The organism is Duganella dendranthematis, assembly GCF_012849375.1.
Classification (GTDB): domain Bacteria; phylum Pseudomonadota; class Gammaproteobacteria; order Burkholderiales; family Burkholderiaceae_D; genus Rugamonas; species Rugamonas dendranthematis.
Genome location: NZ_CP051684.1, coordinates 6455556 through 6469949 on the forward strand (window position 1 = coordinate 6455556; position 14394 = coordinate 6469949).

Genomic DNA, 14394 nt, shown 5'->3' on the forward strand with positions numbered 1-14394 from the left:
CGCTTAGAAGTTATAGCGCATGCCAACACGGTATACACGGCCGACCACATCGTACAGCGCCGGGTTGATGCCGTAACTCAGGTTGGTCTGCGGCGCGGCGGCCGGATCGACGTTGCCGATGTTATCGACCTTGAAGAAGGCGGTGGCCTTGTCCGAGAACTTCCAGGTGCCGCCCAGGTCCACGTAGAAGGCGCCCTTCATGTGGTTGTCGTAGATGGTCGGATGGATCACGGTCGATACCGGGCAGTTGGTCTGGCACTCGATAAACTCGTTGCTGTACTTGCCGCTGCTGATCCAGCGTTCGGTCAGGGTCAGGCTGTATTTATCGGTATCCCACGACTGCGAGGTCAGGCCTTTCCAGCGTGGCGTGTTACCCAGGTTGTTACCCGCGCCCTCGGATGGAATGGTGCCCACCACGCCGCTGTCGGTCAGGAAGGTGATGTTGCGGGTCACCAGGCCACGCAGGGTGACACGGCCCGGCAGGTTCCAGTCCTTCAGGTTAAGGCGATATGCCGCTTCCAGGTCGTAGCCCTTGAGGCGCATGGAGGCCAGGTTGAACGACTGCACCGTCACGTAGTTGTTGGTCTGGACCGCATTCCCCAGCGACATGACGTTGCAGATTTCCTTGTTACCGGCCACGCACAGATCCACCTCCTGCTGCGCGTTCAGGGTCGAGATCACGCCACCGACCTTGATGTCGAAGTAGTCCAGCGAAGCGCTGAAGCCAGGCGCCCACGATGGGCGATCAAGCACGATGCCGAAGATCTTGTTGCGGGCGATTTCAGGACGCAGCGCGGTATTGCCGACGGTGCGCTGCTGGATCGTCACGTTGGCGCCCTGGTAGAGCACCGCCGCGTTGACCACCACCGGCGCCGCATACAGTTCGCTCAGGTTAGGTGCGCGCACGTCCTGCGACGTGACGGCGCGCAGACGCAGGCCATCGATGCCGGTCTTCCAGGTCGCACCCAGCTTCCAGCTTTCCACGTGGCCGGAGGTGCTGTAGTGGGTATGGCGATCGGCCAGGTTCAGACTCGCCTCGCCCCAGCCATCGGACTTCAGGACCGGCAGATTGGCTTCAACATACGCTTCGCGCACGTTGTAGGTGCCGGACGCATTGTGGTAGTTACCCGCGTACCAGTTGTTCATCGGATTCAGCACCGGATCGGCCGGGTATTTGGCGTCGTTCGGCGTATCGGTACTCACGCCGTTGCCGTATGGGTCGCCGCCGACGCGATAGCTCTCACGACGCCACTCGGCGCCGGTCGCCCAGTTGATCGGGCCGGCCCAGGTCTTGAACGCTTCGCCATTCAGATTGAAGCTGCCGACGTCCTGCTGCTGGCGGGTGTGCTGCTGCGGACCGTATTCCGGCGCCACATACGCCCAAGTGGCCGCGCTGACCGGCACATTGCCGATGATGTTCATCGGGACGCAACCGGCGGCGCGCGCGGTCAGGCTGCGGCAGGCGATAGAGCCATCCGCCAGGCGCACCGCGTCGATGGCGGCGGTGTAGCGGTTATTCAGCGTCATGTCGTGGACGATGATGTCGGTGAAGTTGATGCCGCGTTCCACGTAGGCGTCGTACGACCAGTCGTTGCCGAACAGCGGGAAGTGGCCGTCGGCGCCCAGTACCAGGCGGCGCATCTCGCGCGTAGGATGGACGTTGATACTTTCCGGGAATTGGCCGTTGGCCGTGCCATACTGGAAGCTGGTGATGTTATTCGCCGCACACGCCGCCGCAATCGACGCCGGCAAGTACGGGTTATCGCACTGCACAGTCAGATTAGCGTTTTTGGCCGCGCCGGGATTGGGCGTGAACTCCGACTTGACCTTGCCGAAGTTGGCGGTGAAATAGATCTCATGATCAGGGTTGATGTCGAAGCCCACGCGGGTGTAAGCCACCTGGCGCGTCAGGTCCATCGCCAGGTTGGTGCCGGCGCCCACGCTGCCGCTCAAGTCACCGCCGACGCAGAACGGATTAACGCAGCCGGTCACCGCGCCGGTGCCAGTCGGTACGCCGCCGGAGCCATAGTTAAACTTGTACGGTTGGCCGTTGACGCCAAACGCCGTCCCTTGCAGCGGGCCGTTGGTAATCAGGCCGTACTTGGCGTATTGGTACTGCTGCGCGTGTTCAATGAAGGTGTACTGTGGCTTGCCGTCGTTGGTGGCGCTCAGCGGGCGTACCTGGTAGGCGGGATTCTTGTACCACGAGCGGCCGTTCGGACCGACTTCGCCAAAGCCCGGCGAATCGATGCCCTTCTCGCGGCCATATTCCACGCTGGCAGTGACGTGAAGGCGGTCGTCCAGGAACGCCTTGCCCCATGCGGCTTGCAGGGTGCCGTTCTTGTCGTCGTGGTAGGTGGTCTGGCCCCCTTCGACGTTGGCCTTGAAGCCTTCGAATTTTTTATCGGTGATGAAGTTGACCACACCGCCGATGGCGTCCGAGCCGTAGGACGCCGAGGCGCCGCCGGTCACCACGTCCACCCGCTTGACCAGTAGTTGCGGGAACTGGCTGACATCCGTCACACCGGTGACGTTGGCGCCGACCACGCGCTGGCCGTCCAGCAGCGTCAGGGTGCGGATCGGACCGAGACCGCGCAGGCTCAGTGAGCTCAGACCCTGGATGCCGCTACTGGTGCTGTTGGTGCTGGTGGTGCGGCCAGTGCTGCCCTGCAGGGCCGGCAGCTCGGCGATGGCGTTGAACAGATTGGGCTTGGCGTTCTTGGCCAGGTCTTCGGCGCTCAGCACGGTGGTCGGCGTCGGCTGCGAGAAGCCGCGCGCCGCAATGCGCGAACCGGAAACGGTCACCACGTTTTCCACCTTGGCTTCCGGTTCGGTAGGGGAAGCTGGTGGCGTGTCGGTTTGCGCGGCGGGTTGCGCATCGGCCGCCGGTGTAGGCGGCGTGGCCTGCTGCGCATGGGCGACGGCAAGCCAGCTGCATGCACTGGCCACGGCCAGGCGCATGATGGTGTTACGGGTAGTCTGTGTAGTCATGTAGGTCTCCATATAGTTTTTTTGTGTTGTGCTACTTTGCTGCTACTCCCTGCGGATCTGCGTCACCAGATCGTCGGGCGGTATTCTTATGTCCAGCGTGATGCCTGCTTCGTCGGCTTGCAGCGGTTCGAGATCGCGGAACTGGCTGTCCAGCAGGGAGGTCGGCATGTAGTGGCCAACCCGCGCCTGCATGCGCGCCGCGATCAGTTCCTTCGGTCCGTTCAAGTGCGCGAAACGCAACGCCGGATCGCCTTCACGCAGCAGATCGCGGTAGCGCCGCTTCAGCGCTGAACAGGAAATGACCAGTCCCTCGCCGCGCTCGCGCGCTTCGCGGATCTGCGCTTGCAAAGTCAGTAACCAATCGGCGCGGTCATCGTCGTTGAGCGCCACACCGGCCGACATCTTGGCCACGTTGGCCTCTGGGTGAAACTGGTCGCCTTCAACAAAGCCGACGCCGTTCGCAGTCGCCAGCGCCTGCCCGACCGTGCTCTTGCCGCAGCCGCTAACGCCCATCACCACCCAACGGATACTCTGCATCCACGTCTCCAAAATTAGATAGCGCTAACATTGCCCTCCTGCGAGAATCGATGCCGCGTGAAAGCATCTACCAACAAGGTATCGAGGGAGGTCCATGCGCGCTAAGTTAGCGTTATCATTTGCCATGAACTTTAGCTCACCGTAGGAATTTGTAAAGCATTATTCATATTGCATCGCACCATGACCGTCGCGGCGCCGCAACGGTTGAGCTTCTATCCTTGCGAGGATTGCAGCATGCTATTGGCGCGCCGGCCGAAATCACCAGCATGGCGCAAACGCCCGATGGCTGGCTGTGGCTGGGCACACCGACCGGCATCTACCGCTTCGACGGCGTGCGCTTCGAACCCTATGTGCCGCCACCGGGCAGCAAGCTGGCACACTCACGCATTAGTGAACTGCTCGTCCTGCCGAATGGGGACCTGCTGATCGGCTACATATGGCTAGGTTTATCGGTACGCTACGCCGATGGCCGGTTTGAACACCTGGCGCAAGCGGGTGACCAGGTGCGCCAGGTGCTGACAATGACACGCGATGTCGACGGTAGCCTTTGGGTGGCCACGGTAACGGCGGTACGCCGGCTGGCTGAAGGCCGCTGGCAGACCATCGGTGCGGAATCGGGCGTGACCGGCGTTGCGCGCAGCGTGCTGGCCGACCAGCACGGACAACTGTATCTGAGTACCGACAAAGGCACGCTACGGCTAAACCGTGCCACGCGCAGGTTCGAGCCCACCGACGACAAGCCGAACACCATGCTGGTCCAGTCCCCGGATGGCCGGCTATGGGGCGGCGGCGACGACAACCTGCATCAGGTGCCGACCGCTGCGCCACGGATGCCGCGACCGGACTGGATGAATCAGGCCGAAGGCCATGCCGCTGGTATCTTCGATCGCGATGGCAACCTGTGGGCGCTGCGCTGCCCGATCGGACTGTGCGTGGTACGGGGCGCCGACCGGCTAGGCGATCACCTGGTGCCCTCGCGCGACGCTACCGACCGTTTCGACCAGCCATGGCAGCTCGGCAACTTGTCCACCAACCTGCTGCTGGAAGACCCGCTGGGGAACATCTGGCTGTCGACGCAGGCCGGGCTGGAACGCTTTCGCAACAGCGCCATGCTGCCGGCGCGGGTCGGCGGCGCCGATGGCTTTTACGTCCTGATGCGCGGCATCGGCGGCGACGTCTGGGTCAGCGATCGCCGCAAACACAATGTCTGGCTGATGGCGCCGGGCCAGCCGCCCAAACGCCACGACGAGTACCAATATGTCGCGGCGGGACGCGACTGGGGACTGTTGTTGGCCACCAGCGACTACCTGGACCGGCGCCAGGGAGAACGCGTCGAACGCCTGGCCTGGCCCACGGGCTCCGGCAAGGTCTCCACACACGCCATATTCGACGATGGCCGCTACATCTGGGCCAGGATCAATGGCGCGAGCTTCGTGCTGGTCGACGGCCAGTGGCACAAGCTGACGGCGGCCCAACCGGCGGTACTGACCAACGTCACCGGCGTGACCATCGGCGCTAACGGCGACCGCTGGATCAACGGCATGCGCGGGGTGCTGCACGTGACGCAGGCTGACTGGCAGCGCGCCATCGCACAGCCGGCGCAGCCACTGCGCTACGATCTGTTTGATGCCACCGACGGTTATATCGGCGAAGCCACGACCGGCGTGTGGGACAACACCGCGCTCACCGACGGCAATGGCCAGTTGTGGTTTGCCAGCACCACCGGCCTGTATCGCCTGGACCCGGCCAAACTATGGCGCCACAAGAGCACGCCGCGCGCCGAGATCCTGCTGCTGCAAGCCGCTCAAGCGCACGCGCCGCATAGCGGCTTGCGTCTGGCGCCCGGCACCTCGCAGCTGCGCCTCGACTACACCGGGCTGGGAAGCGGCAAGCCGGAAAAGCTGCGCTTCCAATACCGCCTCGATGGTATCGACCAGGATTGGCAGGACGCCGACACCCGGCGCAGCGTCTATTACACCAACCTGGGTCCGGGCGACTTCCGCTTCCACCTGCGCGCCGTCAACGAGGACGGCATCTGGAGCAAGGAAGAAAGCCTGTCTTTCAGTGTCGAACCCACCGTGGTGCAAAGCGTCTGGTTCAAGCTGGCGTTGGCGCTGCTAGCGGCCGCCCTGCTCTATCTGCTGTACCGCCAGCGGCTGCGCATCAACACCCGGCGCGCGCTGGAGCGCTTCAACCTGCGCGTGGAAGAGCGCGAGAGCATCGCCCGCGACCTGCACGACACGCTGCTGCAATCGATGCAAGGGGTGATCTACAGCGTCAAGGCGATGGCCATGGACTTGCCGCCGCAGGAACCGATGCGGCGAGCGATGGATCGCACCGTCAAGCTGGCGACCGACGCGCTGGTTGAGGGCCGCGACCGCGTCAGCGAACTGCGCGCCGAAGCCGCCACGCGCCTCAATTTGAGCGACGCCCTGCAGGCCATCGCCGCCGAACATGCCGGCGCCGCCCCGCAAATTGCGGTGCGCAGCGAAGGCGCGCCGCGCGAACTGCACCCCGTCGTCCATGACGAACTGCTGCTCATGGGACGCGAATGTCTGCTCAACGCCATCCGCCACGCGCAGGCCAGCGAGGTAAAGGTCGTGCTGCAATGGGGCGAGCGCACGCTCAAGCTGGTGGTCAGCGACAACGGCGTCGGCATGCCGGCGGAAGTGGCGGCCACGCAGAGCAAACCCGGACACTGGGGACTGGAAGGCCTGCACGAGCGCGCGCATCGCCTGCAAGCCGTGCTGGGACTGGAGACCGGCGCCGGCGGCACCGAATGGACCATCAGCGTGCCGGCCGTACTGGCCTATCGCCGCCGCGCCAGCGAGGCCGAGGCGTAGGCGTTGGCGCGGGCCAGCAGCATCGGATCGTCGCTGGCGGCGATGCCGGCCGGCAGCCGGGTCGGCATGAAGGTCATGAAGTCGCAGCTGGTGTCGGCCAGGGCGGTGATCAGCAGCACGCCCAGCGGCACCCGCGTCCCTCCCCGCCACGGCATGCTGGGATCATCCAGCGGATCGCCGGGCGCCGGCAGCTGCGCGTACAGCTGGAAGCGGATCGGCCCTTGCAGCAGGCGCTCGTCCATCTCATGTTCAAGAAAGGCAGGCGGCAGTTGGCGCTCTTCCGCCTCGCTCAGATACCGCACGCCAGCTTCCGGCGCCGCCATGATGCGTGCCGGCCGCGCCGCGCCATCCGCGCCGGTGAACAGGAACGCGTGCGTTGAATGGTACGACGTGCAGGCATACGAGGCCGGCGCCGCGTGCGACGCCAGCAGCGCCGGCAGACGCAGCGTGTCCGGGTGGCGCAGTTCGTGGGCGGCGATGCGCTGCGGATCAGGCATGCCGGTATCGGGATCGGCGGCGTGCGCCTCCAGATAGCTCAGGAAGGAAACCGGCGTGGCGGCATAAAAAATCGGCTCTGATACCAGCACCATGTCATACGCTTCATGGACGCCGTGCAGCCGCACCGCCATGCCGCGCAGGTTGCGGGTCTTTTCCGAGATCGCCGGATCGCTGCCGCCAACCGAGAAGCGCACGGTGGCCGGCAGCGGGCCGTCACGCAGTATCGCAAGGTCGGCAAAGTGGACGGCGTCGTCATGTGGCACGAAGTGGCCCACGGCGCAATAACCTCGCGCGTGGCTGGCGCGCTTGCCGGCATGGGCGCCAAGATGGGTCAGGGCATCGAGCAAGGGCTGCCGGCCGGGGGGAGTCGTCATCGTGCCGTGTGCCCGTCCTGCCTACAGTTCCCAGGTTTCCAGCAGGCCGCGTTGCAGGCAGATGGTGACCGCGTGGGTACGGTCATTGGCGTCCAGTTTCGTCATCACGGTACGCATATAGCTCTTGACGGTTTCCTCGCTGATGCCCAGCTTTTCGCCGATGGCGCGGTTGGACAGGCCACCGGCCACATTACGCAGCACATCGAGCTCGCGGAAGCTCAAGCGGTCGCGGTCAAAATAAATCTGCCCGCCCAGCAGCTCCGATGGCCAGACTTCGCGACCGCGGTGCACCGTGCGTATGCTGTCGAGCACATTCTCGGCCAACATGCTTTTAAGTAGATAGCCACTGGCGCCAGCCTTGTGCGCGGCCTGCACCAGCGCGCCGCCGGCATAGGTGCTCAAGGCGATCAGGCGGGCGTTGGGGCGGTTGCGGCGGATCGCCGAAATCGCATTCAAGCCACCCAGTCCCGGCATGCGCAAGTCCATCAGCGTGACGTCCGGCCGGGCTTCGGCAAAGCGCGCCACCGCTTCCTCGCCGCTATCGGCTTCCGCCGCCAGCTCGATATCCGGCGCTTTCGCCAGGATAGCCAGCAACCCCTCGCGCAGCAAAGGGTGATCGTCAACGATCATGACACGGATGGAGTGTGGGTAGCTCATGTCAGTGATTCTACGCATTTTGGCGCAAGCCGGCATCCCCCGTTCTAGGGTAGCATACGCCCCTATCCCCACTGACAGAAGAGACCCACGCTCATGATCGCCACCTCCGTTCCGCCGGCCGCCGCCAGCCGGCCGCTGACTGGCCACGATTACAAGACACTGGCGCTGGCCGCGCTGGGCGGCGCCCTGGAATTCTACGATTTCATCATCTTTGTCTTTTTCGCCAACGCCATTGGCCAGCTGTTCTTCCCGCCCGAAATGCCGGATTGGCTGCGCACCCTGCAAACCTTCGGCATCTTCGCCGCCGGCTATGTGGTGCGGCCGCTGGGCGGCATCGTTATGGCGCACTTCGGTGACCTGCTGGGCCGCAAGCGCATGTTCACGCTGTCGATCCTGTTGATGTCGGTGCCGACGCTGGCCATCGGCCTGCTGCCGACCTACGCCAGCATCGGCCTGGCCGCACCAATGCTGCTGCTGTTGATGCGCGTGCTGCAAGGCGCGGCGGTGGGCGGCGAAGTGCCGGGCGCCTGGGTATTCGTCGCTGAGCATGTGCCAGCGCGTCACACCGGCTACGCCTGCGGCGTGCTGACCGCCGGCCTGACCTTCGGCATTCTGCTTGGATCGCTGATGGCCACCGGCCTCAATACCGCCTACCAGCCTGCGGAAGTGCTGGCAGGCGCCTGGCGCTGGCCGTTCTTGCTGGGCGGCCTTTTCGGCCTGGCTTCGATGTATTTGCGCCGCTGGCTGCACGAGACGCCGGTGTTTGCCGAAATGGCGCAGCGCAAGGCGCTGGCCGCCGACATGCCGCTCAAGACGGTGCTGCGCAGCCACCGCGCCGCCGTCGCCGTCTCCATGCTGCTGACCTGGATGCTGTCGGCCGGGATCGTAGTGGTGATCCTGATGACGCCCGCGCTGCTGCAAAAGATTTATCACATCGACGCCCGCACCTCGCTGGTGGCCAACACCCTCGCCACCGTCGGCCTGGCGCTGGGCTGCGTCTTCTATGGCATGCTGGCCGACCGCGTCGGCCCCAAGCCGGTGCTGTTGGTCGGCGCCCTGCTGCTGGCCATCTGCACCTGGGTGTTCTACACCACGCTGCGCACGCAGCCGGAATTGCTGCTGCCGCTGTATGGCCTGACCGGCTTTTTCGTCGGCGTGGTCGGCGCGGTGCCGTGCGTGCTGGTACAGGCCTTTCCACCGCAGGTGCGCTTTTCCGGCCTGTCGTTCTCGTACAACCTGTCCTACGCCATCTTTGGCGGCCTGACGCCGGTGGTGGTCACGCTGATGCTGAAGAACGACCCGCTGGCGCCGGCCTATTATGTGATCGCGGTCTGCCTGATCGGCATGTTGACCGCGCTGTTCGTGCGCAAGGCTCAGTCCTAAGCTGCCCGCCGCAGCGACTGCGGCGGTGCGCCACAGACGCGCACAAAGGCGCGCCGCATCTGCTCCAGCTGCGCAAAGCCGGATTCGCGGGCGATGTAGTCCAGCGTGTGGCGCGTGTTTTCAATCATCGCGCGCGCCGACTCCAGCCGCAGCGACTCCACCGCCCTGGCCGGCGACTGCCCGGTTTCGTCGCGAAAGCGCCGGCTGAACTGGCGCCGGCTCAGGTTCGCCACGCCGGCCAGCTCATCCACCGACAGGTGCCGCCGCAAATGCGTGCGCGCATACGACAGCACTTTTTGTATCGGGTCCGACCGCGGCGCCATCTCCAGCAGCGTGGAAAACTGCGAGTGGCTGCTGGCGCGGCGGTGATAGATCACCATCTGGCGCGCGATGCGCAGCACCAGTTCCTCGCCGTGATCCTGCTCCACCATGGCCAGCGCCAGATCGATACAGGCGGTCATGCCGGCCGAGCTCCAGTACTTCCCATCATGGATATAAATCGATTCCGGCTCCACCTTGAGCAGCGGAAAACGCTGTTGCAGCTCGGCGGCGCGCGCCCAATGCGTGGTAACGCGCCGTCCGTCCAGCAGACCGGTGGCGGCCAGCAGTTCGGCGCCGGTGCAAATGCTGCCTGCGCGGCGCGCGGCCACACAGGCGCTGCGCACCATCTCCAGCAGCGGCGCGGTGGTTGGTATGCTGCCTACAGTGCCGAACACCAGCACCGTATCCATGACGGCGGCCGTGCCGCCACCTGCCTGCGTATCAACCGCCGGACCAGCCGAGCTGGGGACGCTGCCGCCGCTCTGCGACAGCATCGTCATTTCATACAAACGCGCGCCCGAGAGTACGTTCGCCAGCTCAAACACCGTCACGGCGGCGAAGTCCAGCACTTCGAATCCAGGGAACACAAACAAGGCGATTGATTTCATGCGCCGATGTTAGCGGAGCGTGGTGCGCGCCGCGATCCAGCGTAAGCGGGGGCATCTAACCTCTTTCGGGGGCTAGCTTGCACACGACTGCTGTGCAGCACCCCCTCATATGGGGAGCATGTCCCGAATTGCGTGGTTTACGTCCCGAATTGCGGGGAGCGCGCTCATATAATTTTTTCATTTCACCCCGCAAGGAGCTCCCATGACGACCCAATACATCACGGTCAACGGCATCCAGACCGCGTATCGCCTGTACGGCGTGCGCGGCGCCGAACCACCGCTGTTCCTGATGCAACACTTCACCGGCACCATGGACAACTGGGACCCGCTGGTGATCGAGGGCCTGGCCCGCCATCGGCAAGTGGTTGTATTCGATAACGCCGGTGTCGGCGCTTCGCATGGGATTACGCCGTCCAACGTGCCGGAGATGGCGCAGCATGCACTGAGCGTGATCGAGGCGCTGGGACTGGGGCAGGTCGACCTGCTGGGCTTCTCGCTGGGCAGCTTCCTGGCGCAGGAAATCGCCGCCAACCTGCCGAAGAGCGTGCGCCGCATGGTGCTGGTCGGCGGCTGTCCGCAGGGCCAGGGTGCAGGCGACTTTCGCAAGGTGATCAGCGAAATCGGCGGCAAAACGCCGGGGGAAATCCTGCTGCACCTGTTCTTCACGCCGACGGCCAACAGCCAGCAGCGCGGCAAGGCCTTCCTGCAACGCCTGAAGTTGCGCGACGAAGCCGGGCCCAATCCGCCGTCGCAGACATTCACCGCGCAGTACCTGGCCATCGAAAGCTGGTGCGGCCAGCGCGATGCCGGGTACGCGCTACTGAAGCGCATCAAACAGCCGGTGCTGGTGGTCCAGGGCAGCAATGACACCATGTTCCCGACCGAGCAGTCGATCCGTCTGTTCCAGCACCTGCCGAACGCGCAACTGAGTCTGTACCCGGACGCCGGCCACGCCTCGCTGTTCCAATACCCTTCGCTGTTCGTCGAACAGGTCGATACTTTCTTACGCAAGGAGCTCGCATGACCGACCGCCGCTTATTCCTGAAGGCCATGGCCGCCGCCGGCGGTGGCCTGATGCTGCAAATCGCCATTCCCGCGGCGCGCGCACGCGACGCCGTCGCCACCACCGTCTTCGAGCCGAACGCCGTGGTACGCATCACCACCGACGGCAAAGTCCACATGACCATGCCCTATGTCGAAATGGGCCAGGGTACCTACACTTCGATTCCGATGCTGATCGCGGAAGAACTCGAAGTGGACCTGAAAGACGTCATGCTGGAACATGCCGGCGCCGACGAAAAGCGCTATATGAATCCGGCGCTGGGCTTCCAGGTTACCGGCGGCTCGACCACCATGCGGGTCGCCTATCTGCCGATGCGTCAGGCCGGCGCCGCCGCCCGCATGATGCTGGTGCAGGCTGCAGCGCAGCAATGGCAGGTCGAGCCCGCCAGCTGCCGCGCCGAACATGGTGCGGTGATCCACACGCCATCCGGCCGCAAGCTGCCCTACGGTGCGCTGGCCGACGCCGCCGCCAAACTGCCGCTGCCGGACGTGAAGGCCATCGTACTCAAACAGCCGAAGGACTTCCGTCTGGTCGGCAAGGTCACGCGCCGCCTCGATACGCAGGAAAAACTCAATGGGTCGGCCGAATACGGCATCGACGTCCAGCTGCCGGGCATGAAGATCGCCGCACTGGCAATCTCGCCGGTGCTCGGCGGTCGCCTGGCGGGTCTGGACGACACCGCCGCGCTGAAGGTGGCCGGGGTACGCAAGGTGGTAAGGCTGGACGACGGCGCCGCGGTCATCGCCGACAGCTACGGCGCCGCGCACAAGGCCTTGCTGCTGCTGGATCTGCGCTGGGAAGACGGACCGAATGCGAAACTGAGCAGCGCCGACATCGTCGCCGACATGGTGCGCGCGGCCGATGCCGGCAGCGCCAAGGTGCGCAGCGAGGGCGCCCCGGAGAAAGCCTTCAGCAGCGCCGCGCGCATTATCGAAGCCACCTACGAGCAGCCGTTCCTGGCCCACGCGACGATGGAGCCGATGAACTGCACCGTGCACGTTACCGCCGACAGCTGCGAAGTCTGGACCGGCACCCAGGTGATCACGCTGGCCCGTTCGGTGGCTGCCAAAGTCACCGGCCTGCCGATTGAGAAAGTCACGGTGCATAACTTCCTGCTGGGCGGCGGCTTCGGCCGCCGGCTGGAAATCGACGGCGTCGAGCGCGCAGTGCAGATCGCGCGCCAGGTCGACTACCCGGTCAAAGTGATCTGGAGCCGCGAGGAAGACATCCAGCACGATATGTACCGCCCTTACTTCTACGACCGCATCCGCGCCGGCCTGGATGAAAACGGTGCGCCGGTGGCCTGGTCGCATCATGTCACCGGTTCCTCGGTGCTGGGACGCTTCATGCCGGCGGCGTTCAACAACGGCTGGGACTCGGAAACCCTGGACGGCGCCGAAACGCCGCCGTACGCCTTCAAGTCGATCAAGGTGGATTACACGCGCCACGAACCGCCGCATATTCCCACCGCCTTCTGGCGCGGCGTCGGCCCGACCCACAATGTATTCGTGGTGGAGAGCTTCATCGACGAACTGGCCGCTGCCGCCAAGGCCGATCCGCTGGAATACCGCCTGGCACTGCTCAAGCAGAATCCACGCGCCGAACAGGTGCTGAAGCTGGCGGCGCAAAAAGCCGGCTGGAAGGGTTCGCGCGCAGGCAAAACTGGCCGCGGCCTGTCGGTGCAATTCGCTTTTGGCACCTACATGGCGATGGTGGTCGATGCCCACGTTGAAGACGGCGAAGTACGTGTCAGCCGTGTGGTGTGCGCGCTCGATTGCGGTGTGGTCGTCAATCCGGACACCGTCCGGGCGCAGGTGGAAGGCGCCGTCATCTTCGGCATCTCCGGCGCATTGTATGGCAGCGTCACCTTCAAGGACGGTCGCGTCGAACAGACCAACTTCCATGACTACCGCGTGCTGCGCATGAACGAAACGCCGGTCATCGAGACTTACATCGTCAGCAGCAATGAAGCCCCGGGCGGCATGGGCGAGCCGGGCACTTCGGCGCTGATGCCAGCACTGACCAACGCGGTATATGCCGCCACCGGTACGCGCGTGCGCAAGCTGCCAATCGCCACGGCCCTCGCCGCGGCCACCACTTAACAGGAGCAACATCATGACTTCACTGAACATCAACGGCAAGGCGGTCGACATACAGGCCGAACCGGACACCCCGCTACTGTGGGTGCTGCGCGACGAACTGCATATGTCGGGCACCAAATTCGGCTGCGGCATGGCGCTGTGCGGCGCCTGCACCGTGCACCTCGACGGCCAGTCATCGCGCGCCTGCGTGACGCCGGTATCGGCAGCGGCGGGCAAGAAGATCACCACCATCGAAGCGATCGGCGACTCGGCGGTCGGCAAGCGTGTGCAAATGGCATGGGCGGAAATCGACGTGCCGCAATGCGGCTACTGCCAGTCCGGCCAGATCATGGCGGCGACCGCGCTGTTAAAGGCGATTCCCAAGCCGACCGACAAGGATATCGACCAGGCCATGTCCGGCAATATCTGCCGCTGCGGCACGTATCCGCGCATCCGCGCAGCGATTCACAAAGCAGCGGGGAAAGCATGATGCGCGCGCTCCTGCTGATCTGTACCGCGCTGGCCGGCCTGGCGCAGGCCGCACCCAAAGGTGACGGCAAGCTGTTCGACCCGGTGGCCAGCGTGGTGATGTCGCCGCGCTGCATCAACTGCCACCAGGTGGAAGCGCCGCACCAGAAGGACATCGGCATCGTCCACGCGCAGCAGGTAGTGCGCGGCGCCGACGGCCACGGCTCGGCGGTGCTGCATTGCGCCGCCTGCCATCAGGCATCCAACAGTGCGCAAGGCCGCGTGCCGGGTGCACCCAACTGGCATCTGGCGCCACTCAGCATGAAGTGGCAAGGCCTGGACAAGAAAGGCGTGTGCCAGCAAATGAAAGACCCGAAACGCAACGGCAACCGCAAGACCGGCGAACAGGTGATCGAACATATGAAAACCGATCCGCTGGTGCTGTGGGCCTGGAATCCGGGTGCGCAGCGCACACTGCCGCCGATGTCGCACGAAGACTTCATCAAGGCGCTGGAAAAATGGGCGGATGCCGGCATGCCCTGCCCTCAATAACACTCACCAACGAATATC

Annotated in this window: 11 protein-coding genes; 6 read left to right on the forward strand and 5 right to left on the reverse strand. The window is 64.6% G+C overall.

Annotated elements, in window-relative coordinates:
• Positions 1 to 3 precede the first annotated feature (3 nt).
• Together HH213_RS29480 and HH213_RS29485 are read right to left on the reverse strand one after the other, a co-directional pair.
• The gene (locus HH213_RS29480) at positions 4 to 2991 is read right to left on the reverse strand and encodes a TonB-dependent receptor plug domain-containing protein (RefSeq protein WP_169114785.1); all 2988 of its coding nucleotides are present in this window, start codon (positions 2989 to 2991) and stop codon (positions 4 to 6) included.
• Between the two features lie 42 nt (positions 2992 to 3033).
• Entirely contained in the window at positions 3034 to 3528 is a 495-nt protein-coding gene (locus HH213_RS29485; RefSeq protein WP_229263226.1) for a gluconokinase, read from the reverse strand.
• Positions 3529 to 3755: 227 nt separating this feature from the next.
• Between HH213_RS29485 and HH213_RS29490 the strand changes: the two genes are divergently transcribed.
• Positions 3756 to 6371, forward strand: coding sequence for a sensor histidine kinase (locus tag HH213_RS29490; RefSeq protein ID WP_169114786.1), 2616 nt, complete (start codon positions 3756 to 3758; stop codon positions 6369 to 6371).
• Here the strand turns inward: HH213_RS29490 and HH213_RS29495 are convergent.
• Positions 6338 to 7243, reverse strand: a complete 906-nt coding sequence (locus tag HH213_RS29495; RefSeq protein ID WP_110849302.1) for a catalase — start codon at positions 7241 to 7243, stop codon at positions 6338 to 6340. The two genes, HH213_RS29490 and HH213_RS29495, sit on opposite strands and share 34 nt — an antisense overlap.
• Before the next feature lie 21 nt (positions 7244 to 7264).
• Entirely contained in the window at positions 7265 to 7900 is a 636-nt protein-coding gene (locus HH213_RS29500) for a response regulator transcription factor (RefSeq protein WP_110849301.1), read from the reverse strand.
• Between the two features lie 93 nt (positions 7901 to 7993).
• On the opposite strand from HH213_RS29500, the gene HH213_RS29505 reads away from it, so the two are divergent.
• Complete coding sequence (locus HH213_RS29505; protein ID WP_169114787.1) at positions 7994 to 9283, forward strand: MFS transporter; 1290 nt, start codon at positions 7994 to 7996, stop codon at positions 9281 to 9283.
• Here HH213_RS29505 and HH213_RS29510 read toward each other — a convergent pair.
• Positions 9280 to 10212, reverse strand: coding sequence for a GlxA family transcriptional regulator (locus HH213_RS29510; protein WP_169114788.1), 933 nt, complete (start codon positions 10210 to 10212; stop codon positions 9280 to 9282). The genes HH213_RS29505 and HH213_RS29510 overlap by 4 nt on opposite strands.
• 202 nt (positions 10213 to 10414) lie before the next feature.
• On the opposite strand from HH213_RS29510, the gene HH213_RS29515 reads away from it, so the two are divergent.
• From HH213_RS29515 to HH213_RS29530, 4 genes are read left to right on the forward strand one after another with little or no spacing between them, the layout of a single operon-like run.
• Complete coding sequence (locus HH213_RS29515) at positions 10415 to 11236, forward strand: alpha/beta fold hydrolase (protein WP_169114789.1); 822 nt, start codon at positions 10415 to 10417, stop codon at positions 11234 to 11236.
• Positions 11233 to 13377, forward strand: a complete 2145-nt coding sequence (locus tag HH213_RS29520) for a xanthine dehydrogenase family protein molybdopterin-binding subunit (RefSeq protein ID WP_169114790.1) — start codon at positions 11233 to 11235, stop codon at positions 13375 to 13377. The genes HH213_RS29515 and HH213_RS29520 overlap by 4 nt, the downstream gene beginning before the upstream one ends.
• 13 nt (positions 13378 to 13390) lie before the next feature.
• On the forward strand, positions 13391 to 13846 hold the full coding sequence (locus tag HH213_RS29525; RefSeq protein WP_169114791.1) for a (2Fe-2S)-binding protein: 456 nt from the start codon (positions 13391 to 13393) through the stop codon (positions 13844 to 13846).
• Positions 13843 to 14376: a hypothetical protein gene (locus tag HH213_RS29530; RefSeq protein WP_110849295.1), complete on the forward strand. Its 534-nt coding sequence runs from the start codon at positions 13843 to 13845 to the stop codon at positions 14374 to 14376. Before HH213_RS29525 ends, HH213_RS29530 begins: the two co-directional genes overlap by 4 nt.
• Positions 14377 to 14394: the final 18 nt, after the last annotated feature.